Source organism: Pseudomonas sp. ERMR1:02 (assembly GCF_002277815.1).
Taxonomy (GTDB): Bacteria; Pseudomonadota; Gammaproteobacteria; order Pseudomonadales; family Pseudomonadaceae; genus Aquipseudomonas.
The window spans coordinates 17,095-40,052 of record NZ_NKJI01000024.1; the positions used below are offsets into that span (position 1 = coordinate 17,095).

Below are 22,958 nucleotides of genomic sequence, written 5' to 3' on the forward strand. Positions count from 1 at the left end.
ACATGGGTTTTCTCGCCGGTAAGCGCGTACTGATCGTCGGTGTCGCCAGCAAGCTGTCCATCGCATCCGGCATCGCTGCCGCCATGCATCGCGAGGGCGCTGAGCTTGCCTTCACTTATCAGAACGACAAACTCAAGGGTCGTGTCGAAGAATTCGCACAAGGCTGGGGTTCGAGCCCTGAGCTGTGCTTCCCGTGCGACGTGGCCAGCGATGCAGAAATCGCCAAGGTCTTCGAAGAGTTGAGCAAGAAGTGGGACGGCCTGGACTGCATCGTGCACTCCGTCGGCTTCGCCCCGGGCGACCAACTGGACGGCGACTTCACCGAAGCCACCACCCGCGAAGGTTTCCGCATCGCTCACGACATCAGCGCCTACAGCTTCGTGGCCTTGGCCAAGGCTGGTCGCGAAATGATGAAAGGCCGCAACGGTAGCCTGCTGACCCTGTCGTACCTGGGCGCCGAGCGCACCATGCCGAACTACAACGTGATGGGCATGGCCAAGGCATCCCTGGAGGCTGGCGTTCGTTACCTGGCCGGCTCCCTGGGCCCGGACGGTACTCGCGTCAACTGCGTATCGGCTGGCCCGATCCGTACCCTCGCCGCTTCCGGCATCAAGAACTTCCGCAAGATGCTGGCCGCCAACGAAGCGCAAACCCCGCTGCGTCGCAACGTCACCATCGATGAAGTCGGCAACGCCGGCGCGTTCCTGTGCTCGGACCTGGCGTCCGGCATCAGCGGCGAATCATGTACGTGGACGGTGGTTTCAACACCACGGCCATGGGCAACATCGAAGAGTGATTTTCGGTTAGCCACTAAAAACCCGCCTCTTCTGGCGGGTTTTTTATGTCTGCATTTTCAGCCCTGATGCAATCCAATGTGGGAGCGGGCTTGCTCGCGAATGCGGTGTGTCAGTCGACATTTTCTTTTACTGATACACCGCATTCGCGAGCAAGCCCGCTCCTACAGGGTTCAGTGTTGTGTCAGACAATTTGCGAATAACTGCTGAATCGGCTGCTGTCGCTGGCTGTATCGCTGCAACAGGACTATTTCACGGTAAAAGGTCAACTCGCCCAACCGAATCACCCTGACCTTCGCCCCATGCTCTAGCCACAGCCCTGCCTCGGGCAACAATGAAATCCCTAATCCACATTCGACCATTTTCACAATGGCTTCCAGCTCATCCAGCTCCAGGGCACGTGCACGTCGATCTGCTGTTCACGCAGAAACCGCGTGACCAGGCGCCCGCCGAAGGAGTTGCGGTCGTAGCGCACATGGGGATGTTCGGCGAGCAACTTAAGCGGCTCGTCACCTTCGAGGTCCGCCGGCACAATCAGCACGAACGGCTCGCGGCGGATCACTTGCGCTGACAGCTCCTTGGGCAGTTCAACGGCGGTTTGATCATGATCGCCAGGTCCACTTCGCCAGTGTCTACCTGGCTCAACAGGTTGAGGGATACGCCGGGCACCAGTTTCGGTTCCAGCCGCGGCGCCTGCTGACGCAACCGCAACAATGCCTGTGGCAACAACCCGGTCTGTACCGTGGCCACGGCGCCGATCTTCAACTCGCCACGGTACTCGCTGACATCATCGCTAATTGCCATGCGGCTGAAGGTCTCCAGCATCTCCCTGGCCATCGGTATCGCGCGCTGCCCCGCCGCATTGAGCAGCGCCTGACGCCCAGTGCGATCGAACAGACGAATGCCCAAGGCTTGTTCCAGATTGCGAATCTGCGCGCTGACCGCCGACTGCGTCAAACCGATGTGTATGCCCGCCGCAGCGAAGTGCCGTAACGCGCCACCGCGATAAAGGTTTTCAGTTCTCGCAGCATGGCGGCCTCAATTGATCGAAATAATTTGTGCTCGATGCAAAAATATCGTCTTTCAATCTAAAAGCACAGGGATAAACTCAGCCTCATCTTCCAAAACCGAGGCACGCCTGATGCAACTTTCCCCTTTTCACCTGGCCATTCCGGTTTATGACCTGGCCGCCGCACGGCACTTCTATGGCAGCGTGTTTGGTCTGGAAGAAGGTCGTTCCAGCGACCACTGGGTCGATTTCAATTTTTTCGGCCATCAACTGGTGATTCACCTGGCGCCGAAAAACGCCTCGCAAGAAGCCGCCCACACCAACGCCGTCGACGGTCATGACGTGCCGGTGCCACATTTCGGCGTGGTGCTGGGGATGGCGGAATGGGAGGCGCTCGCCGAACGGCTGAAATCGTTGGATACGCGCTTTGTGATTGAGCCGGGGATTCGTTTTCAGGGATTGGTGGGTGAGCAGGCGACGATGTTTTTGTTCGATCCTTGTGGGAATGCGCTGGAGTTCAAGGCGTTCAAGGATATTGGGCAGTTGTTTGCCAAATAGGTGTTGAATGTCAGGACGCCCCCCTGTAGGAGCGAGGCTTGCCCGCGAAGAGGCCCGCAAAAAATACGTTGGACTACCGGCCCAACACCGTTTCCGCCTCAACCAAAAGCGCTTCAACCGAGTCATGATCCACAGGGTCATACTCGATCTGCCCAATGCTGAAGCGAATGTCATAACTGCGATGCGCCGTGGCGTTGCGTTCATCGAGCATCTCTTCGAGCCGCGCCCTGATCGCCGTAATATCCACGCCACAAGAGCCCGTCAGCAAAGCAACAAAGGTGGCACCTTCCAGCCGGCCGATCACATCGCTTTCCCGAAAACCGATGCGCAGCACATCGGCATAGGTTTTCAGTGCGTTGTCGCCTTCCGCACGGCCATACAGGTAGTTGATACGCTTGAATTCATCCAGATTGAAAAACAGCAGGGTCGCCGGTCTCTCCAGTTGCATGCAGGCCTCCAGCCCCAATTTAGCCAGGGCAATGAAGCCGTGTCGGTTGGGCAGCAACGTCAACTCATCCATGCTCGCCATCTGCACCCCGATCAGCTCTTGCTCGGCCTTACGGGCGAGATCGCGCAGAAGCTCGCGCTCCTGTTGTGACGTCCCTGCACATACACCTGTCTTGTGCGGTTTGCCTGGAATCAGCATCACATACTCCCATGGAGGGTATGTTCTTTAGAGTCCTCGACACCGGTTTGACTCCGTGTTCATTGACCGATGGTCAAGTACCTAACACCGGGCAAGGCCCTCCTGCCTCGGCCCAGAGCTTGAACTGGGTGACAAAATATCGTGCGGCACCGGCACCGGTGCGCGATTGCCGCCCGGATTCCAGCCCCACAGCACCAGTTTGTCTTCGCTGACGTGCTTGATCAGCGCCGCGAAATCCCGGTCGCCATTGCTCGCGCGGTCCTTGATCATGCTGCACAGTTTGTCGGGCGGCAGGCCGATCCAGGCCATTTTGTGCGCCGCCGGCGGCAGGCTCCAATGCGGTGCGCCCGGGGGTGCCTTGGGACCGTAACTGGCCGGCGGATTGGCATCGGCATGGCAAGTGGCACAGGGCAAACCCACTGCCCCTTTGCCGTCCATGCCCCGCACCACGTTCATCGCGTGGGGAGTTCCGGCATCGAACTGCAACGGTGAGTCGCCGGGAATGTGGCAGTTTTGGCAACGTGGACTCTGGAAGACTTTCTGCACGGTATCGAAAGCCTTTACGGCCTCCTTGTCGTCGGCGAACAACTCCGTTGCATAGATGAAAAGGCAAATCAGGATCACCGCGCCGAGTACCCAGTGATGTCGTTTCATCTCACACCCCCGACAGCTGCAGCGGCAGTTCCCGCAGGCGCTGCCCGGTCAGGGCGAACACCGCATTGGCCACTGCCGGCGCCGTGGGTGGCACACCGGCCTCACCGATGCCGCCGGGTTTTTCGCTGCTGGGCAGGATATGCACTTCGACCACGGGCATCTCGTTTAGCCGCAACACCTGATAATCGTGGTAGTTGGACTGCACCACCTGCCCGTCCTTGATCGTCAGTTTGCTGTGCAAGGTGAAGCTCAGGCCGAAGGCGATGCACGACTCCATCTGCGCCGCGATGCTTTGCGGGTTGACCGCAATCCCGCAGTCCACCGCACACACCACCCGATGCACGCGAATCGCCAGGTTGTCCTGGGACACTTCGGCGACATGGGCCACGTAACTGCCGAAAGATTCATGCACCGCCACGCCCAAGGCATGGCCGTCCGGCAACGGCCCTTTCCAATTGGCCTTCTCCACCGCAAGGTTCAGTACACCAAGGTGCCGAGGATGGTCCTTGAGCAAGGTGCGCCGGTACTCCACCGGATCCTTGCCCGCCGCCGTGGCGAGTTCATCGATCAGCGATTCCATGACGAAGGCGGTGTGGGTATGCCCCACCGAACGCAGCCACAGCACGCTGATACCGGTCTTTGGCGAGTGCAGGTCAACTTGATGGTCAGCCAGACCTTCAATGTAGGGACTGTCCGCCACGCCTTCCACCGAGGTCCTGTCGATGCCGTTCTTGACCATGGCTGCTTCGAGCGAGGTGCCGGCCATGATCGACTGCCCGACCAGCACATGTTTCCACGCCATCGGCAGGCCATCAGCGCCCAGACCGACCCGCGCCTGATGCAGGAACGCCGAGCGGTAATAACCGCCACGGATATCATCCTCCCGCGCCCACACGGTTTTCACCGGCCCGCCTGCGGCTTTAGCGACCTGTACTGCTTCCGCGACAAAGTCCGAAGTCGGGTTGGCCCGTCGGCCGAAGCCACCGCCGAGGAACTCGGTGTGAATCTCGACCTGTTCGGGTTTAAGCCCGGTGATTTTTCCGGCGATCATCTGGTCCAGGGTCTGGAACTGCGTACCGGTCCAGATCTCGCATTTGTCCTGGGTGATTTTCACCGTGCAATTGAGCGGTTCCATCGGTGCATGGGCCAGGTAAGGCACGCTGTATTCAACGTCCAGGGTCTTGGTCGCTTTGGCCAACGCCGCCTTGGTATCACCGGCCTGGCTGGCCGGGAGGCCTGGGGTGGCGGCAAGTTTGCGAAAGCTCTCCAGCAGTTTCTGACTGTCGAGCCCGGTGTTCGGCCCCAGGTCCCATTCGACCTTTAGCGCATCACGCCCCAGTTTTGCCGCCCAATAGTGATCGGCGATCACCGCCACGCCGGTCGGCACCTGTACAACTTTGTGCACGCCGGGTACTGCCAGCGCTTCGGCGCCTTCAAAGGATTTGACGCTACCGCCGAACACCGGCGAACGGGCGACCATCGCCGTCATCAGGCCATCGAACTGCACGTCCATGCCAAACTTCGCGCGGCCGGTGATTTTCTCCGGTGTATCCAGGCGCTTGGTGGGTTTGCCGATGATTTTCCAGTCTTTCGCGTCTTTAAGTTTGATCGATGCTGGGTCCGGTACCGGCAGCTTGCCGGCGTCATCGGCCAGTTCGCCGTAGGTGGCGCTCTGATCGCTGGCAATCACCACGCCCGATTCGGTGCGAACCTGCGAAGGCGCGACATTGAAGCGCTTGGCCGCCGCCTCGATCAACATCAACCGCGCCGCCGCACCAGCCTGGCGGTAGCGATCGAACTCCATCCGGGTCGAAGTCGAGCCGCCGGTGATCTGCATGCCGCCGAACCCGGCCAGACCATAGTCCTTGGCGGAGGCCGGGGAATGTTCGACGCGAATTTTCGACCAGTCGGCGTCCAGTTCTTCAGCGATCAACATGGTCAGGCCGGTCCAGATGCCCTGACCCATTTCCGAATGGCCGAGCAACACGGTGACGCTGTTGTCATTGCCGATGCGCAAAAAGGCATTGGGCGCGAACACGTCACCCTGATTCTCGGCGCCCATGGCAAAGCGGTGTTTACCTGGGATGACAAACGCGACCACCAGCCCGCCGCCAAGCACAACACTGCCCTTGAGAAATCCTCTTCGTGACAGCAGATTGAGGCTGTTCATGGCCATCAAGCCAATTGGGCGGCGCGTTTGACCGCGGCGCGAATTCTTGGATAGGTGCCGCAGCGACAGATGTTGCCGGACAACGCCTGATCGATGTCGCTGTCGGTCGGTTGCGCGATCTTCGCCAGCAACGCTGCCGCCGACATGATTTGCCCGGACTGGCAGTAACCGCACTGGACCACATCGAGCTCGGCCCAGGCTCGCTGCACCGGGTGCGAACCATCAATCGACAGCCCTTCGATGGTGAGGATTTTCTGGCCATGGGCCACGGCTGTGACGGGCGTGATGCAGGAACGTAGCGGCGCGCCGTCGATGTGCACGGTGCAGGCGCCGCACTGGGCCATGCCGCAGCCGAACTTGGTTCCAGTCAGGTGCGCGACATCACGCAGGACCCAGAGCAGCGGCATGTCCGCGGGGACATCGAGTTCCTGGTCCTTGCCATTGATGTTGAGGGTCAGCATTGCGAAGGTCCGCCGTTTTTTGTAGGAGCAAAGCTTGCTCGCGATGGCGTCGGCACAAACCACATTGATGACAACTGAGCCACCGCTATCGCGAGCAAGCTTTGCTCCTACGGACGGCGGGTGCGTGCGCCTCGGGTTGTCTTTACAGCTAAGTCCAATTTGCCCGGCAAGCCGAGGTCTATCGACCACCGGTCACCATAGGAGCGAGCCTGCTCGCAAAAAACGCCAGGACAACGCGGTCATTCAAGCGGGGCGCGTTATCGTTGGCGAACATCGCGAGCAAGCTCACTCCTACAAAGAATGCCGGTATAACGCAGCAGAAACAGTCCGAACGCCGAGCACCAGAGCAATGCAGACACCCCCAACCCAAACCCGGAAAACGGCACCAGCAACACCCGCGACAGCCCAGCCATCAGCACCAAGGCAAACCCCACGACAATTGCTTTCGAAGGCTGCAACGCTCGCCCTGTATGACCCAGGCTGACCCGGGCAATCATCGCCAGAATCAATCCGCCCACACCGCCCACCGCCAACGAATGAGTGGCCAGACTCTGTTGCTGCATCCAGCCTGCATGCCACGAGGCCATGGCGAAAGCCGCCACCGCCAGCCAGACGTAGGACAGATACAGCGACCACAACAGCGGCACGCGCCACATGCCCCGATCGTGCCAACGCCACAACCGCAGCAGATGCAAAACGCCCATCAGCACAAACAGCGCCGCCAGCCAAAGCCGGGGAACGTCTTTCATTCCCAGGGCAAACGTCAGCGCCACAAGCAAACCACTCACCAGCAGGATCCGGGTCGGCCATGGATTGGCTGCAGGCTGTGCCGGACGATTCAAACCACGCTGAATGAAGAACGGGATCACTCGCCCGCCAATCACACTCATCAGCGCGCCCACCAGCCACAGAGCGGCCAGCACCCCACGTCGTTGCAGGCCAACGTCGTCGGTCGCGATGCCCCATAGCGTCATGGCCTGACACCCGGCCAACAACATGACCATTAGCAGGATCGGATAGTTGTCGCGCTTGCCGGCAGCCACCAGGTCACGTCCCAGCACCGCGGCCAGCAGCGGCAAAAAAGGCAGCTGCAAAAGAAGCAAAAATCCGCAAGGAATCGGCATAAGCCAAGCCAGTCGCGCCAGCAGCCAGACAAACATCAGCCCGATCAACGGCCAGCCATTGAGCCCCGGTCGACCGGTCCAGTTCGGCACCGCCGTCAGCAGGAACCCGGCAATGATCGCCACGGCAAACCCGAACGGCATTTCGTGGCGATGCCAGGCCAGCATGCCGCCCACCGGCTGTGCGCCGGGCAAGCGGCCATACAGCCACAGTGCCCAGATCGCCACCGCCAGCACGGCGAACATGGCCCCCGCCAGAAAGAACGGGCGAAAACCAAGACTGAAGACAGGTGCCGCGACCAGTTTGCGCATCAGGCCAGCGCCCCAGCCACCAGCATCGCCATGCCGACGCCGAGCACACGACTGCAAAGGTGCGGAACATTCTGAGGATTGCTGAAGAAATCGAACATTTTCCGTAGTCCTGTGCAGTTCAGTTGTACGTTGGATGTATCAAGTCTCGTGCCAGATATTTACCCCATACGAATCAAGCCTTTGAGATGAACATGTCAAAAAGACTCTCCAAAAAACGGGTCAATTCGACTCGGCGCGCAGTCATATTGACTAATGCCAATCCTGTAGGAGCTAGCTTGCTCGCGATGATGGCCAAGATGACGCGCACAGCCTGACTGGACGCGGCGTCCTCGGGTCTTTCGCGAGCGAGCTCGCTCCTACGAAGAGCAGTTTTATGCCCACTTGGCGATCTACGGCACAACCAGGCGACCGGAGGCTGGCTACGCTGATAATCCAGCATGCAAAAACCTGCCAGGGAGACCCGCCATGCTACATGTTCAAAAACTCACGCCCTGCCTGTGGTTCGACGATCAGGCAGAAGAGGCTGCAAAGTTTTACTGTTCGATCTTCGACCATTCGAAAATCACTGCGATCACCCATTATGGCCATGCCGGTTTCGAGTTCCACGGGCGACCCGAAGGTTCGGTGATGACGGTCAGCTTCGAGCTCGAAGGGCAAACTTTCACTGGCCTTAACGGCGGTCCGATGTTCAAGTTCAGCGAGGCGGTGTCGTTTCAGGTCAATTGCCAGACCCAAGAGGAAGTCGATCATTTCTGGGGATCCCTGTCAGCCGGCGGCGTGCCTCAGGCTCAACAATGCGGCTGGCTCAAGGACCAGTTCGGGTTGTCGTGGCAAATCGTGCCTGTGGCATTGATGGACATGATGAAAGACCCCGACACGAGCAAATCCCAACGTGCCATGGAAGCGATGCTGCAAATGAAAAAACTCGATATTGCCGCGCTCAAGCGAGCCTTTGACGGTGAGAGCTAATACACTCAGGCGCTGACCAGCCAAGGATCGACCATGAAGCTCGCCAAGCCCAAGGACACCGACAAGGCCCCGCGCTTCTGGCGCGATGACGCCCTGCCCTTCATCGAGGCGCGCTCCATCGCCGACGGGCGCGAGGTCTGTTACACCCGACATTCCCACGCGCATTTTTCCATCGGCGCGATCACCGCCGGGCGCAGTACGTATGTCCATGAGCAATCGCAGTTCGAAGTCAGTGCCGGCACCGTGGTGCTGATGAACCCCGGTGATGTCCACGCCTGCAATCCGATTGACGACCAGCCCTGGTCGTACCTGATGCTCTATGTCGACGCCGCATGGCTCACCGACTTGCAGCATCAGCTCGGGTTCAGCGACGATCTGGCGTTTCGCCGCTTTGCCGTCACCCATAAGCCGGACGCCTACCTGTTTGATGGCTTGAACAATTTGTATGAAGTCCTGGTCGATCAGCAGCAGGATTTCCTGCGCAAGCACAGCGCAGCGGTGGAGTTTTTCACCGAGGTGCAACTACGGCTGAACCCGGTCGATCAACCGTTGCGCGAGCCCAACTTCAAACTGGAACGCGCCGCCGACTTCATCCGCGATCACTGCACGCAAATGCTCAAGCTCGAAGACATTTGCGAGGAGGCGCAATTGTCACCGTCCTATCTGATACGAGCCTTCAAGCAGCATTACGGCATGACGCCCCACGCCTTCCTGGTCAACCAGCGCATCCAGTTCGCCCGGGATCAATTGCGCAACGGCAAGCTGATCGCCGATGTGGCGCTGGAAGCAGGATTTTCCGACCAGGCGCATTTTCAGCGGGCGTTCAAGCAGCATCTGGCGGCGACACCTGGACAATATCGCGGCTGAGTGAATGGCGCCCTGTATGTAGGAGCCGGCTTGCTGGCGAAAGCGGCGTATCAGTCAACATGGATGGCGCCTGACACACCGCTTTCGCCAGCAAGCCGGCTCCTACAGGTCTACGGAATCAACAAATAAATGGCACTCACGGCCAGCATCAACGCCATCCCCCGATTGAACCAACGCATCCCCGCCGGGTTGTTCAAGTAACCGCGCAAAAACGTCCCGGCGTACGCCCAACAACCGACTGACAAGTAGCAGATCACCAGATACACCGCCGCGAACTGCCACACCAACCGCGCTTCGCCATCAGCGACAAACGCCCCCATACCCGCCACGCAGGCCAGCCACGCTTTGGGGTTGAGCCATTGCATCACCGCGCCGTACAGCATCGACGGCGCACGGCCCGAGTCCTTCGCGTCAAGTTGCCCGTTGTCCGCCGCCAGTTTGAATGCCATGTACAACAGGAACGCCACACCGGCCCACTGCACCACTTGGGTCATGGCCGGCCAAAGCTGCAACAGCTCATGCAACCCCAGCCCCATCAGCACCAGCAGCAGGACAAACCCCAGGGTCGCCCCGGCCACATGCCGCTGACTGGCGCGAAAGCCGAAGCGCGCCCCCGAACTCAACGCCACGATATTCACCGGCCCCGGCGTTATCGAAGCAACCAGCGCAAACGCCGCCATGGACATCATCAGACTCATCGCACACCTTCTTCCTGTCAGTTGAACCAGGCCTCAAGGTAAAGAGCCCTCCGGTGCACGTATTGAAGAAAACTGCCCTGCGCGCCTAATGCCTCGGCCCCTTGTAGGAGCTGGCTTGCCAGCGAAGAACCCAAGAGATACACGTGAAGCCAGTCAATACGAGTCATCGTTGACGACCATCGCTGGCAAGCCAGCTCCTACATTCTGAACTGACCACCACCCAGTACTGCTAAGAATAAAAGCCAACCACCCTCTTCACTTTCACCAGCGCTTCGCGCAACGAAACCATGTCCACCGAGCCTAGCGCCAGGCGGATGGCGTGCGGTACATGGGTGGTTATCGCAAAGGGCTCGGCGGGCGACACCGACACCTGCTCGCGCATCAACGCCATGGCGATCTGGTCGGCCCGGGCGTCTTCGGCCAACGACAACCAGATGAAGTACGAAGACGGATGGCTGATGTATCCAAGTCCTGCCAATACCTCGCGAGCCATGGCTTGGCGGGCCTGTGCGTCGGCACGTTTTTGCGCCTCCAGTCTGGTGACGGTGCCGTCGTCGAGCCAGGCCGTGGCAATGGCCGTCATCACGCCTGGGGTGTTCCAGGTGGTCGCCATGATTGTGCGTTCAAATCCCGCGATCCAATGCTTGGGTGCGGCAACAAAACCGACGCGCAATCCGGTGGCTACATTCTTGGATAAACCTGAGACGTACACCGTTCTTTCCGGCGCCATTTCAGCCAGGGGTGGTGGCGCGTTTTCGGCCAGAAAAGCGTAGGCCGCGTCCTCGATGATCGTCAGGTCGTACTGGCGCGCAATCGACACCAAGCGCTCGCGCTGATCGGCGTCCATCACCCAGCCCAGGGGATTGTGCAAGGTCGGCATCGAGTAGACGGCCCGAACCGACCGGCTCCGGCACAGCTTTTCCAGCGCCTGCAAATCAGGCCCCTTGTCCGTGACAGGAATGGGCAAGACTTCAAGGTGCAGCGTTTCCGCCAGTGTCTTGAACCCCGGATAGGTCAAGGCATCGGCGGCGATCACATCACCCGGCTTGAGCAGCGTCATCATGACCACCGCCAGGCCATGCTGAGCGCCACTGACGATCAACACCTGTTCGGCCGGCACATTCAGGCCGCGTTCGCCCAGATGACGCGCGACCGAGGCCCGCTCATGCAGACGCCCGGCATGGGGCTGGTAGCGCAAATGCGATTCGAGGTCTCCGGACAACGCGAGCTGGCGCAGGGCATTGCGCAACAGGTCGGCCTGACCGGGCAACGACGGGTAGTTGAAGTTGAGGTCAATCATCCCCGCCGCCACCACGGACTGCGAGATGCCCTGACCAGGCGGTAGTGATGTTTCCCTGACAAAAGTCCCACGCCCGGTTTCGCCGCTGATCAGACCCATGCCCTCAAGCTCGGCATAAACCCGGCTTGCGGTGACCAGCGCCAGTCCTTGCTCACTGGCCAGTTGCCGATGAGTCGGCAGGCGCGTACCGGGTGGCAGACGCCCTGAGCGGATGTCGGCGGCAAAGGCATCAACCAGCGATTTGTACCGGGATCTAGACATGTCGAGATGTATCCATGACAATTTTTTGATTGTATCGATAGTCGGTCATACGATGGGTTTCGTGCAATCAAACTTTGAGCGTGAGCGAAATGGAACGGACTTCGAACCTGCAAAACCGGGCGCTGGAAAGCGGTACCAGCGGCTGGATCAACGGCCTGATCGGCGTGATTATTTTCAGTGGCTCACTGCCCGCGACACGGGTGGCGGTGCTGGAGTTCGATCCGGTATTCCTGACCGTGGCCCGCGCGACTATCGCGGCGATTCTCGCGCTGTGCCTGCTGCTGTTGTTCAAGGAAAAACGCCCTGCGCACAATCAAATTGTGCCGTTGACCATCGTCGCCTTGGGCGTGGTAGTGGGGTTTCCGCTGCTGACTGCGCTGGCGTTGCAGTACGTGACGTCGGCGCACTCCATCGTGTTCGTCGGCCTGTTGCCGCTCGCGACGGCCGTGTTTGGCGTTTTGCGCGGTGGCGAACGCCCGCGACCAGTGTTCTGGATTTTCTCGGTGCTGGGGAGCCTGCTGGTGGTCGGCTTCGCCGTTGCCCAAGGCCTGACTGCGTCCCCCAAGGCGATATCCTTATGCTGATGGCGATCCTGGCTTGCGGTCTGGGTTATGCCGAAGGGGCGAAATTGTCTCGCACGCTCGGCGGCTGGCAGGTGATTTCCTGGGCGCTGGTGCTGGCGTTGCCGGTCATGGCGGTGCTTAGTTTGTGGCGGATGCCGGCGTCGTTCAGCGGCATCAGCACGCCTGCCTGGTTCAGCCTGGCTTACGTGTCGCTGTTCAGCATGTTGATCGGCTTTGTGTTCTGGTATCGCGGGCTGGCCCAGGGTGGAATTGCCGCCGTCGGCCAACTGCAATTGCTGCAGCCGTTTTTTGGCCTGGCGCTGGCGGCGACTCTGCTTCACGAGCACGTCAGTATCGGCATGCTTGGAGTGACCGTGGCGGTGATTTTTTGTGTGGCCGGGGCGAAAAAGTTTTCTCGCTAGCCCTGAATCTTTTCTTTAGACCGCTGCCGGTAAATCCCGGATAAAAATACTCCGCAGTGTTTACTACGGAGTATTTTTAACCGCTGAAACACAACGCACTTACTATTAACTACTCGGCAGAAAACTTCAGACCGACAATCTTGTTATCTGCAAACTCAGCGTTAATGTAGTTAACTTTTTTTCCCGTTGCCTTATAAGTACGCAGAGTGACCGAATTGTCCTTTTCTTCATTCACCTGCACCAGATTAGTATCGGGGGTTACTTTAATAAAAGACGACTCGATCTCCTCGACGTGTTTATTGTCAAAAACCTTGTGAATATCGCTGCCCAACAATGGATCATTGCTCCCATTCATAAGTGCAATAATCGCGCTTTTGGTTTTTTGAGTCTCTGCTGCGGACCCTGCAATTTCTTTTTCGAGTGGCAATAGACCTGGCTCGATAATGCCTGCGACCCGCCTGACGATATAACTGCCACGTGCGGACTCAAGGTTTGTCAGCAAGGCGACCGAGAGACCATTCTCGAATCGGGCGTAGTGCGCGCGAAAACCCTGGAACGATCCTGAATGGTCAATTACCCGATGTCCGTTGACAACATTGTTACGCCAGCCAGTTCCATAACCGGTGACTGGCTGAGTGCCGTCGGGCATCAACGGCACTTCCCACTCGGTAGCAACAGATTCTCTAGTCAGTGGTTTGTTATTTGATAGACAGGCATCCCATGCAGCCAGGTCATTTATGGTCAGCAACAAGCTTCCATCGGCGGTCTCAGACAGAGTCTGGGCGACTGGTCCCGGATTCTCAAGCGGGCCTTCATTGGAAACGTACCCTGCCGCACGGTTCGGGATAATGCTTTTCAGCACATTGACCTGTGCCGTTTTCATATTGCACTGACTGAATAGCCTTTCCTGAAGGAGATCACCATAGAATTTTCCGCTTGCCCGTTTGATCAGTATTCCCAGCGCAATGTAGCCAGAATTGCTGTAGCGATACTGAGTACCCGGAGGAAAATCCAGCGCCTTGGATGAAAGAAGACCAATGAGCTGCTCGTCGGAGTAATTCTGCTTGATATCGATACTGTTGAATTCCTCATAGTCACGTATGCCGGAGCGCTGCAACATGACCTGTCGTATGGTTATGCCGTCCCACACGCCTTTGACTTCAGGAAAAAACGGGGCAATAGGGTCATCGAGCTTAATCTTGCCGTCTTGAACCAAGAGCATGATCGCGGAGGAAGTAAACATTTTACCGACCGATCCTGACTGGAATACGGTCGCGGTCGTTGCAGGTGTTTTGGTTTCGAGATTACTGATTCCATAGGCCGCGGTATAGAGCGGCTTTCCATCTTTGAGGATCGTAACTACTGCGCCCGGAATGTTCTGCTGACTCATGAGAGAGCGCATCGTATCGTCAACTTCACTCGCCTTCTGAAAAGCAGGCTCGGCATGACTGACTGTTGCCCATACCAGGCTTGCGAGTAACAGAGGCATTGAGGATACAAATGTTCGTTTCTTCGAATTGTTATTCATTGTAGAGCTCCAGATAATTTTTGATAGCAGACCTGTTTTTTGTTTATTTTTTTAGGTTTCTTCAATGGCTATGAATTCATTTCTCCCTTCGAAAATGATCGTCACTCATTAATTCATGGCAAGCCGATATGGAAACTCAGCGCCGGAATTTGTAAGTCTTCGAGCACTGAACGTCGAATCCGAATTCATGCGATACGATTGAGTCTACAATGGACTTGTAAGTCCATGATGGACAGGCAAGTCCATTTCGTCAAGCGCTCGAGAAAGTAGATTTTTTCTCCCAGTAGCGACTGCTATGGCGCTTGTGGTCATGACTGTACGAGGCTGTCCCCTCGACAGCCGTGATAAAAATACGGCTCTCGCTATAGGAGCCAACCCATGGACCTCGCCACCCTCACCCTTTTCCTTCCGGCCTGCTTCGCCCTGAACATGGCGCCAGGCCCGAACAACCTGCTGTCGGTCAGCAACTCGACCCGCTACGGCTACCGTACCGCGTGTGTGGCCGGGGTCGGCCGTTTGCTGGCGTTCGCCGCGATGATCGCCCTCGCCTCGGCGGGCCTGGCGGTGGTGCTGCAAACTTCGGAGCTGTTGTTTTACGGGATCAAGATTCTGGGGGCGGCGTACTTGTTCTACCTCACGTGGCAACTGTGGCGTGCCGATCCCGGCGTGGAAAAAACCGTGACCGGCGCGCCGGTGGGCACGTGGGCATTGGCCCGGCAGGAGTTTCTGGTGGCAGCAGGCAACCCGAAAGCGATCCTGATCTTCACCGCGTTCCTGCCGCAGTTCGTCGATTCCACCCGCGCCATCACGCCGCAATTCGCGGTGCTGGGCGCGCTGTTCCTGGTGCTGGAATGGATCGCTATCGCGGCCTATGCGTATATGGGCCTGCACATGCGCCGCTGGTTCGCCAAACCGTCGGGCAAGCGGATTTTCAACCGTTGCTGCGCTGGACTGCTGTCGGCGGCGGCTTCGGTGCTGCTGATGGCTCGGCGTGCCTGATTGGTTTCAAACGTACCACTACCCTGACACCGGGCAGGCCTATACTTCAAAAGTCGGCACACTCGATGTGGTATGCAATCGTGTTTGATGTATGGAAGTAACGCGTCGAGCGATCGCTCACGCAGGCCACGGCCTGCCTTCGTCGTAGGGAGGAGAACATCATGGCGCGCAAATACATCGACTGCCGCGAGTTCCCGAGCGATTCCAAATGCTCGGTCGCGCTGTCCGCAGACTCTGAAAACGAACTGCTTGAGGCTGCCGCACAGCATGCAGTCAAAGTTCACAAGCACACCGACTCACCGGAACTGCGAGCTCAACTGAAGACAATGTTTCACGACGGCACCCCGCCTGTTGAAGCACCACGTCCTGCTTAGTACGCAGGGGTTTCAGAGAAGTGAATGGGAGCGAGCCTGCTCGCTCCCACATTGAACTGCAGTGATCTCATGGCGAATGAGGGGAATTCCCTGTCGATTTTCCGGTGGAGGCGCTCCCGACCCCGTCCTATGCTGCGTCCATGAACCTACAACACACGCTACTGCCGCCCCACGCCGAGATGGTCCGCGCCATGCTCGAACGAGACACCGCCTACGAGGGGGTGTTTTTTACGGCGGTTAAAACCACCGGGATCTTTTGCCGGCCCAGCTGCACGGCGCGCAAGCCGAAGCCTGCGAACGTCGAGTTTTTCGCCCACGCCGAGCAATGCCTGTCGGCAGGTTACCGCGCCTGCCTGCGCTGCAAGCCGCTGGATGCAGCAGACATTGCGCCGGACTGGGTACAACGGCTGCTCAAATCGGTGGACACCGATCCCGAGCAACGCTGGACCGACGCCCAGTTACTGGCAGAAGGCATCGAACCGCTGAAATTGCGGCGCTGGTTCAAACAGCATTTCGGCATGACCTTTCATGCCTGGTTGCGCACCCGGCGCTTGGGCGTGGCACTGGGCGGCATCAAACAGGGCGACTCCATCGACAGCGCGGCATACGACTCGGGCTATGAATCCCTGAGCGGTTTTCGCGATGCGTTTCAAAAGTCCTTCCACATCACGCCTGGCCGCGCCGCCAACAGTGAACCCTTGCTGTTCACCCGGCTGACCACGCCGCTGGGGCCGATGATCGCCATGGCCGAACGTCGCGGGCTGGTGTTGCTGGAGTTTCTCGACCAGCCTTCACTCACTCGCGAAGTCGAGACCCTGCAAAACCGCTTCGGTTACGCCGTGGCGCCGGGGCATAACGCACATTTGCAGCAAATCGAAGAGCAACTGGCCGCCTATTTTTCAGGCATTCGCACCCAGTTCAGCGTGGCCCTGCACATGCCTGGTAGCGAGTTCTCCCGCCAGGTCTGGGCCCAGCTGGCGAAAATCCCCTACGGCCAGACCACCACCTACGGCGCTATCGCCGCCCTGCTGGGCAAGCCCGGCGCCAGCCGCGCGGTAGGCCTGGCGAACGGTCACAACCGCCTATCTATCGTGCTGCCCTGCCACCGGGTGATCGGTGCCGACGGCTCTCTGACAGGCTACGCTGGAGGCCAACCGCGTAAGGCATATCTGCTAAGGCTGGAAAACGCAGCGGTGCAAATCACCCAACAGCTCGCATTCTGATCCCCGCGTATTTTTCATAAGGAAGGAAATTCGATGGACAGGCTCGACACTCAACTTCATCAACTGCATCAGGACGGTCTGCTGATCCTCACCAACGTCGCCGACGCCGCCGGGGCGCGGCTGGTAGAGCAGCTTGGCAACAAGGCGGTGGCCACCAGCAGCGCGGCGGTGGCCTGGGCTCATGGATACCCGGACGGCAACGCCCTGCCCCTTGAACGCCTGGTATCGACGGTCGAATCTATCGCCCGGGTGATTTCGGTGCCGTTGACCGTGGACATCGAGGCCGGTTACTCCGATGACCTGGCTCATGTTGCAGAGGTGGTAGACGCGGTTATTGCCGCCGGTGCGGTAGGGATCAATATCGAGGACGGTGCCTCCCCGCCTGAATTGCTCGCCCACAAGATCGAAATCGCGCGACAGGTCGCCGATCGTCGCAACGTGAATCTGTTTATCAACGCGCGCACCGATGTGTACCTGAAGAGCCTGGTTCCCGCCGAAGATCGCGTGGCGGAAACCCTCAAGCGCGCCGCGCTGTATCAAGCGGCCGGTGCCAACGGGTTGTTCGCGGCGGGCGTTACGTCGGAGTACGAGATCGCAGCACTGTGCAAAGGCACGACACTGCCGTTGAATGTGCTCGGGTTGCCTGGCCTGCCGTCGCCTGAAGCGTTGCAGGCTATCGGCGTGCGTCGCCTGAGCGCCGGTTCAGGTATCGCCGAATTTCTTTATGGCGCCATGGCTTCAGTGGCTCAAAGCTTTCTGCAGACCGGCAAATTCGACAACCATGGCATCAAGGCTCTTACCTATGGCGAAGTCAACGCGCTGTTGAAACCGTCCGGGAAAGCCTGAGCCCATGCCCGACAGCTACCAGCCAGCCAGCGAGTTTTTATCGTCGCTCGACGAGGACTGGCGTCGGCATATCGACGCCATCGGCCCGTGCCTGCATCAACCTCATGCCGCCCGCGACCCCTATGAGTCGCTGGTCAGGGCGATTGCCTACCAGCAGCTGCACGCCAAGGCTGGCGATGCGATTGTCGGTCGCCTGCTGGCGTTGTTCCCGTCGGTGTCGTTTCCGAGGCCTGAACAGATAGTCGCCACGGATTTCGATCAACTGCGCAGCTGCGGGTTTTCCGCGAGCAAGATCGCGACCATTCAGGGCATTGCCCAGGCCGCGCTGGATGGCGTGGTGCCGGATTACGCCACGGCGCTGGCCATGGACGATGAAGCACTGATCGAGCGCCTGATCACTCTACGCGGCGTGGGGCGCTGGACGGTTGAGATGCTGTTGATCTACAGCCTGGAGCGGCCGGACATTTTGCCGGCTGATGATTTTGGTGTGCGCGAAGGGTATCGACGGCTCAAGGGGCTGGAGGTGCAGCCGACGCGTAAGCAGATGATTGAGATCGGGTTGGTGTGGAGTCCGTATCGGACGGTGGCTTCCTGGTATTTGTGGCGGGTGCCCACCCGTTAGACCGCGTTATCGTTCTTCGCGAGCAAGCCCGCTCCCACATTTGACCGAGTTCTCCCATGAGAATGCGGTCAAATGTGGGAGCGGGCTTGCTCGCGAAGGCGCCAGAACAGTCGCCACATCAACTCGGTCCTTTGACAATCCCGACTTCAACCGACTGAACGCCCGAATCAACGCCCGGTTGAACGCCTTGCCATTGTCATATTTGCTGTACAGCGACGCGCGCACCTGCGCTGATGGATAAGTCCCCGGATCATCGCGAATCGCCCGGTCGATCAGGGTGTCTGCGACGGTAATCGCATTGGCGTAATGGATGGTATCGGTGATCGGTGAGATCACCTCCACTGACAGTGGAGGACATTGCGGGGAAGGCTTAGGAAAAAATCAGGGCAGATTCAGGGCCGCCATAGGCCGCAGCACGCTTCGTTATCCGGGCACGCTCGGTACATCAAGCCCTACTTTCACACGATCCAGCGCCACGATTGTCTTGAACCAGGTCACGTTGGCATTTTCGGCAAACAATCGCCGCGCCAATGCCTGGTATTCCTGCATGCTGGCAACGGTTAACACCAGCACGAAATCCACTTCGCCGGTGACGTAGTAGCATTGCTGAACTTCGGGCACCGCGAAGTGCAACTTCATTGCCTCCAGTGCCTCGATGCTCGTGCGCTCGGCCATCACTTCCACAATGATCGTGATCGGCCTTCCTACGGCGGTCGGGTCGACGATGGCTACATTGCCGGTGATGACACCTCTTTCTTCCATCCGCTTGATGCGGCGCTGCACGGCAGCCGTGGAAAGATTGACCTGCTCGGCCATCAGGCGCAGCGGCGTGGTGTTGTCGCGTTGGACGAGGTCAAGGATGGCACGGTCGAATTTATCCAACGGTTCAGAGTCAGCGTGGTTTTTTACCATGGGAGGCCTGCGAGAAATTTTCTCGAAAACTACCAGAAAACTGCGACCCTTTATCTAGTCACGAGAAATATTATCTTGCCTGCAATCTGCATACGCAGCCTTTGTCGGGACTCACACAGGATATTATTGGCATGCTCGCACTGTTTCATCTTTCCCCAGTCCTGTTGGTGACAGCCATGCTCGTCGTGCTGCGCCGGCCGCCCGTTCATGCCGCCATCGCCGGCACGCTACTCGTCCTTATGCTCTGGCTCGTCGGCGCTGCAGACGCGTGGAGCCCGGGTAGTATGATGGCCGCCGCTCAAGATACGGTTGTGCTGTTTGCGAGTACGGCCTTCGTGATCGTGCCGGGTCTGGCCTTCGTGATTTTTATCGAACGCCTCGGTGTCAACCTGGCGGTTAGTCAATGGGTGCGTTCATTGGGCCTGGGACGGGGGGATCAGGCAGTGTTTATTGTCCTCGGGCTGGCACCGTTACTGGAAGCGATGACCGGCTTCGGCGTGTCATTGATCGCAACGGTGCCCCTGCTGCTCAGCCTCTTCGAGCGCCGGGTCGCGCTGCGAATAGCACTGACCGGCATGGCAATCATGCCGTGGGGAACGCTGGGCCTGGCATCGGTCATAGGCGCCTCCCTGGCTCACTTGGACGCCCCCGCGCTGGCTTCGACCTCGGCACTGACCAGCGCACCGGTTTTTTTGGGCCTCAGTGCGATGGCGCTGTATCTGGCTGGCGTTTGTGAGTCGCGGGAATGGAGGGCACTGGGCGCTTTCTGGCTGCTGTTCGTGGGTGTGCTTTACGGTGCCAGTCGTTGGATCGGGCCGGAAGTGGCCGGCGTTGCGGCGGGCCTGGTGACGGCAGCTGCTGTGCTCTTTGCCGGGCTGTGGCGACTGCGTCGCAGCAATAGCGAGCGCGGTGCGGTGCAATGGCCGCGTCAGGCATGGCCGTATCTGTTGCTGATTGTCTCCATCATCGCGTTGAAAATGGTGTGGACGATCACCTCCTGGCAGGATCTCTGGGTCGTACAGGGCGCCCAGGTCATCTGGAAACCACTGGCTTCACCTGGCCTGGCACTGATTCTGGTGCTGATCGGGCTAGGGTTTCACACGCGCAATACACAACGCCAGACAGGGCCGGACGTCTGCATGCCTGCTGCGTTGGCGGCGCGGGCGAAGCGGCCATTGTTGACCATTTTCTTCTTTCTCGCGATGTCGCAGATGATGGTGAAGGCCGGCTTCCTGGCGGGTTTGATGCAATTGCTGGCGGGCCTGTCGCCTACCGCCGCGACATCGATGGTTGCCATGCTTGGCGCGCTGTCAGGCTACATGACCGGGTCGAATGTTGGCGGCAATGCGATCTTCATGCCGGCTATCGCGATGTTGCCCGAATCATCTCGTCTATTGTTGGCAGCGGTACAGAACAGCTCCGCAGGGCATGCAGCACTGGGCTCTCTGTCGATCGTCATGCTGATCCTGGGACTTGCTAAAACCCAGGCTACGGAAGAAGGCGAACTGGTAAGGTTTGGCTTCGCGCTGGCCTGTCTGAATACCGCGTTAGTCGCGTTGGGCGCAGGGTTGCTGAGTGGATGGTTTGGATAGCATTGCACTGGCTGATGGGCATCCCAACGAGCAGCGCGCAGATTAGCAACTGCAACGACTGCTTCACGCCCTGAGGAAGTCAGTAAACTAAATCGAGGTTCTTGAGGAGCGGTGCAGATCCAGCACCCTGTTAAATCCAAACGAAGTCAATTCTAGTTAGCGCGCATGCGCTTGATATCTCTCTGCGGCGGCTCCCCGAACAGCCGGCTGTACTCACGACTGAACTGGGAGGAGCTTTCATATCCTACGAGCCCACCAGCACTGCTTGCGTCCACATTTTGGCTCAACATCATTTGCCGAGCTGCCTGTAGTCTGAGCTGCTTCTGGTACTGCAGAGGGCTCATTCCGGTCACCGCTCGGAAGTGCTGGCGGAATGTGGAGGGGCTCATGTAAGCCGTCGCAGCCAAATCATCCATCCTGAGTGCCTGGCGAAAATTGAGCTTCAACCACGCCACGGCCTTGGCAATATGCTGGCTGGGTGAGCCGGCACTGACGACATGCAGAAGCTGTGAGCCATGGGCTCCACTCAGTAGACGTATGACGATTTCCTCTGTGATCAGAGGCGCCAGGGAATCAATCAAGCCTGGTTCGTCCAGCAGCCCCACCAGACGCTCCAGCGCGCCCAGCAGACTTGCGTCCAAAACCTGGACGGTGACGGGGCGAAATCCTTCATCTTTCATTCGCTGAGACAGCTGCAAACGCTCCGCGATTTGCATGACCATGGCGCTATCGAATGTCAGTATCATGCCGAGGAATGGTCGAGCCATGCTTGCCTCGGTCACATTCGCAATAACGGGAATGTCGATACTTGTGACCATGGACTGTCCGGGGCCGTAAGTGAGCACTTCCTCCCCCACCATGACCTGCTTGCTCCCTTACAGAGTCAGGCCAAGCCCAAGCCCATAGATACAGTGCAAGGGGACAGTCACCGTATTACGGCGGTGGAAGCTGAGACCAGGAACCTTGCTGTAATGGTCGCCCTCAGTTCGAATGATCTGCCCTACACGTTCTGCCAGATGGCCTGTAGCACTGCTGGTGAGACTATTTTTAGAAGCAGCGTTCATAGTCATTTCCCAAATCCCGACGCTAAAGTGCGCCTTTAACAATCCCGTTACTCACACGAACGATATCGGACATGACAGCCAGCGCGATCTCGGCAGGTGTTTTGCTGCCCAGGTTCAATCCAATCGGGGCGTGGATGCGCTCGACAAGTTCATCGTCCAGCTTTCCTATGCGCCTGACCCGCTCCAGGCGCTTTTCACTGGTACGCCGTGAGCCCATGGCGCCAATGTAGAACGCAGATGTCATCACTGCCTCCAGAAGCGTCAGGTCATCCAGACGGGGGTCATGTGTCAGTGCCACAACCGCAGTAGCATCGTGACAGCCTCCTTGAGCAATATAGGTTGCTGGGTGCATCTCGATCAGCTTTGCGCCTGGGACTTGAAAATTCGCTGTCAGCTCAGTACGCGGGTCGCACACGACAACCTCATATCCCAGGGCTACAGCAAAACTGGCGCAAAATTCTGCTACCGGTGATAGCCCTGCAATCAGAAGTCGTCGCACCGCACCTATTCGCAGACGTACATGATCAGTCCCAACAGAGACAGGGGCACACCCTATGGAGCAAGTCTCAATACGCACCTGGCGTGTTCCCAACGTGACATGCCGCACTATCAACTGGTGGCCCTGCAGAGCGCTCAAAAGCCTCGCAAAATGCTCATGACTCTGGCAGTCAGGTTCGAAGTGTTCAATGAGCACATCAAGCACGCCGCCACAGGGTAGCTCTAAGGAAGGAGCAAGCCCGCCCTCACCGTAGCGGATGATTTGGTTGCAAGCCTTGAACTCCTCGCGACCGAGCCTCTCCAGAAAATCCTCCTCTACACAGCCACCCGACAGCGATCCGCAGAAGTCGCCGCATCGCAGAGCAACAAGCATCGCTCCAGGGCCACGGGGAGCTGATCCGTAGGTCGACAGGACGGTGCAAAGCCACACGTTTTCACCCTGTTCGAGCCACCTTGATGCTTGCTCAATCACCTGTATATCTAGATTCTTCATCG

Annotated in this window: 18 protein-coding genes and 6 pseudogenes; 11 read left to right on the forward strand and 13 right to left on the reverse strand. The window is 58.6% G+C overall.

Annotated elements, in window-relative coordinates:
• Nucleotides 1–2: 2 nt before the first annotated feature.
• Nucleotides 3–796 (forward strand): annotated as a pseudogene (gene fabI / locus CES87_RS28080) (enoyl-ACP reductase FabI).
• 171 nt (nt 797–967) lie between these two features.
• Here the strand turns inward: fabI and CES87_RS28085 are convergent.
• Nucleotides 968–1,825, reverse strand: a pseudogene (locus CES87_RS28085) (LysR family transcriptional regulator).
• Between the two features lie 110 nt (nt 1,826–1,935).
• Here CES87_RS28085 and CES87_RS28090 point away from each other — a divergent pair.
• Complete coding sequence (locus tag CES87_RS28090) at nt 1,936–2,361, forward strand: VOC family protein (protein WP_128608716.1); 426 nt, start codon at nt 1,936–1,938, stop codon at nt 2,359–2,361.
• A gap of 73 nt (nt 2,362–2,434) precedes the next feature.
• Here CES87_RS28090 and CES87_RS28095 read toward each other — a convergent pair whose 3' ends face one another.
• The 5 genes and pseudogenes from CES87_RS28095 to CES87_RS28115 all read right to left on the reverse strand — a co-directional run bounded on the left by CES87_RS28095 (nt 2,435) and on the right by CES87_RS28115 (nt 7,725).
• On the reverse strand, nt 2,435–3,007 hold the full coding sequence (locus CES87_RS28095) for a GGDEF domain-containing protein (protein ID WP_128608663.1): 573 nt from the start codon (nt 3,005–3,007) through the stop codon (nt 2,435–2,437).
• 73 nt (nt 3,008–3,080) lie between these two features.
• Nucleotides 3,081–3,661 (reverse strand): annotated as a pseudogene (locus CES87_RS28100) (hypothetical protein).
• A 1-nt stretch (nt 3,662) separates the two neighbouring features.
• A complete protein-coding gene (locus CES87_RS28105) occupies nt 3,663–5,831 on the reverse strand; it encodes a xanthine dehydrogenase family protein molybdopterin-binding subunit (protein WP_128608664.1) in 2,169 nt (722 codons plus the stop codon).
• Nucleotides 5,832–5,836: 5 nt separating this feature from the next.
• The gene (locus tag CES87_RS28110) at nt 5,837–6,292 is read right to left on the reverse strand and encodes a (2Fe-2S)-binding protein (RefSeq protein ID WP_128608665.1); all 456 of its coding nucleotides are present in this window, start codon (nt 6,290–6,292) and stop codon (nt 5,837–5,839) included.
• Between the two features lie 257 nt (nt 6,293–6,549).
• The gene (locus CES87_RS28115; protein ID WP_128608666.1) at nt 6,550–7,725 is read right to left on the reverse strand and encodes an NnrS family protein; all 1,176 of its coding nucleotides are present in this window, start codon (nt 7,723–7,725) and stop codon (nt 6,550–6,552) included.
• Nucleotides 7,726–8,190: 465 nt separating this feature from the next.
• Here CES87_RS28115 and CES87_RS28125 point away from each other — a divergent pair, with 465 nt between their 5' ends.
• Together CES87_RS28125 and CES87_RS28130 are read left to right on the forward strand one after the other, a co-directional pair.
• On the forward strand, nt 8,191–8,694 hold the full coding sequence (locus CES87_RS28125) for a VOC family protein (protein ID WP_128608667.1): 504 nt from the start codon (nt 8,191–8,193) through the stop codon (nt 8,692–8,694).
• Nucleotides 8,695–8,727: 33 nt separating this feature from the next.
• Nucleotides 8,728–9,561: an AraC family transcriptional regulator gene (locus CES87_RS28130; RefSeq protein ID WP_128608668.1), complete on the forward strand. Its 834-nt coding sequence runs from the start codon at nt 8,728–8,730 to the stop codon at nt 9,559–9,561.
• A gap of 110 nt (nt 9,562–9,671) precedes the next feature.
• On the opposite strand, the gene CES87_RS28135 is transcribed toward CES87_RS28130, so the two are convergent.
• Nucleotides 9,672–10,259 carry a LysE family translocator gene (locus CES87_RS28135; RefSeq protein ID WP_128608669.1) on the reverse strand — a complete coding sequence of 196 codons (588 nt, stop codon included), beginning with the start codon at nt 10,257–10,259 and terminating at the stop codon, nt 9,672–9,674.
• A 229-nt stretch (nt 10,260–10,488) separates the two neighbouring features.
• The gene (locus tag CES87_RS28140) at nt 10,489–11,820 is read right to left on the reverse strand and encodes a PLP-dependent aminotransferase family protein (protein ID WP_128608670.1); all 1,332 of its coding nucleotides are present in this window, start codon (nt 11,818–11,820) and stop codon (nt 10,489–10,491) included.
• A gap of 89 nt (nt 11,821–11,909) precedes the next feature.
• On the opposite strand from CES87_RS28140, the pseudogene CES87_RS28145 reads away from it, so the two are divergent.
• Nucleotides 11,910–12,805: pseudogene (locus CES87_RS28145) on the forward strand (DMT family transporter).
• A 109-nt stretch (nt 12,806–12,914) separates the two neighbouring features.
• Here the strand turns inward: CES87_RS28145 and CES87_RS28150 are convergent.
• A complete protein-coding gene (locus tag CES87_RS28150) occupies nt 12,915–14,333 on the reverse strand; it encodes a serine hydrolase (protein WP_128608671.1) in 1,419 nt (472 codons plus the stop codon).
• A 378-nt stretch (nt 14,334–14,711) separates the two neighbouring features.
• Here CES87_RS28150 and CES87_RS28155 point away from each other — a divergent pair, with 378 nt between their 5' ends.
• The 5 genes from CES87_RS28155 to CES87_RS28175 all read left to right on the forward strand — a co-directional run bounded on the left by CES87_RS28155 (nt 14,712) and on the right by CES87_RS28175 (nt 18,397).
• A complete protein-coding gene (locus CES87_RS28155; protein WP_128608672.1) occupies nt 14,712–15,332 on the forward strand; it encodes a LysE family translocator in 621 nt (206 codons plus the stop codon).
• A 161-nt stretch (nt 15,333–15,493) separates the two neighbouring features.
• Nucleotides 15,494–15,706: a DUF1059 domain-containing protein gene (locus tag CES87_RS28160; RefSeq protein WP_128608673.1), complete on the forward strand. Its 213-nt coding sequence runs from the start codon at nt 15,494–15,496 to the stop codon at nt 15,704–15,706.
• Between the two features lie 140 nt (nt 15,707–15,846).
• Complete coding sequence (locus CES87_RS28165) at nt 15,847–16,929, forward strand: bifunctional transcriptional activator/DNA repair enzyme AdaA (RefSeq protein ID WP_128608674.1); 1,083 nt, start codon at nt 15,847–15,849, stop codon at nt 16,927–16,929.
• 33 nt (nt 16,930–16,962) lie between these two features.
• Nucleotides 16,963–17,775, forward strand: coding sequence for an isocitrate lyase/phosphoenolpyruvate mutase family protein (locus CES87_RS28170; protein ID WP_128608675.1), 813 nt, complete (start codon nt 16,963–16,965; stop codon nt 17,773–17,775).
• A 4-nt stretch (nt 17,776–17,779) separates the two neighbouring features.
• The gene (locus tag CES87_RS28175) at nt 17,780–18,397 is read left to right on the forward strand and encodes a DNA-3-methyladenine glycosylase (protein WP_128608676.1); all 618 of its coding nucleotides are present in this window, start codon (nt 17,780–17,782) and stop codon (nt 18,395–18,397) included.
• A gap of 135 nt (nt 18,398–18,532) precedes the next feature.
• Here the strand turns inward: CES87_RS28175 and CES87_RS28180 are convergent.
• Together CES87_RS28180 and CES87_RS28185 are read right to left on the reverse strand one after the other, a co-directional pair.
• Nucleotides 18,533–18,745: pseudogene (locus CES87_RS28180) on the reverse strand (spermidine/putrescine ABC transporter substrate-binding protein); the annotation flags it as partial.
• A 75-nt stretch (nt 18,746–18,820) separates the two neighbouring features.
• On the reverse strand, nt 18,821–19,309 hold the full coding sequence (locus tag CES87_RS28185; protein WP_128608677.1) for an Lrp/AsnC family transcriptional regulator: 489 nt from the start codon (nt 19,307–19,309) through the stop codon (nt 18,821–18,823).
• Between the two features lie 131 nt (nt 19,310–19,440).
• On the opposite strand from CES87_RS28185, the gene CES87_RS28190 reads away from it, so the two are divergent.
• The gene (locus CES87_RS28190; RefSeq protein ID WP_128608678.1) at nt 19,441–20,901 is read left to right on the forward strand and encodes an L-lactate permease; all 1,461 of its coding nucleotides are present in this window, start codon (nt 19,441–19,443) and stop codon (nt 20,899–20,901) included.
• A 152-nt stretch (nt 20,902–21,053) separates the two neighbouring features.
• Here the strand turns inward: CES87_RS28190 and CES87_RS28195 are convergent.
• Together CES87_RS28195 and CES87_RS28200 are read right to left on the reverse strand one after the other, a co-directional pair.
• Nucleotides 21,054–21,965: pseudogene (locus CES87_RS28195) on the reverse strand (AraC family transcriptional regulator N-terminal domain-containing protein).
• Between the two features lie 22 nt (nt 21,966–21,987).
• A complete protein-coding gene (locus tag CES87_RS28200; RefSeq protein WP_128608679.1) occupies nt 21,988–22,956 on the reverse strand; it encodes an XdhC family protein in 969 nt (322 codons plus the stop codon).
• Between the last annotated feature and the right edge of the window lie 2 nt (nt 22,957–22,958).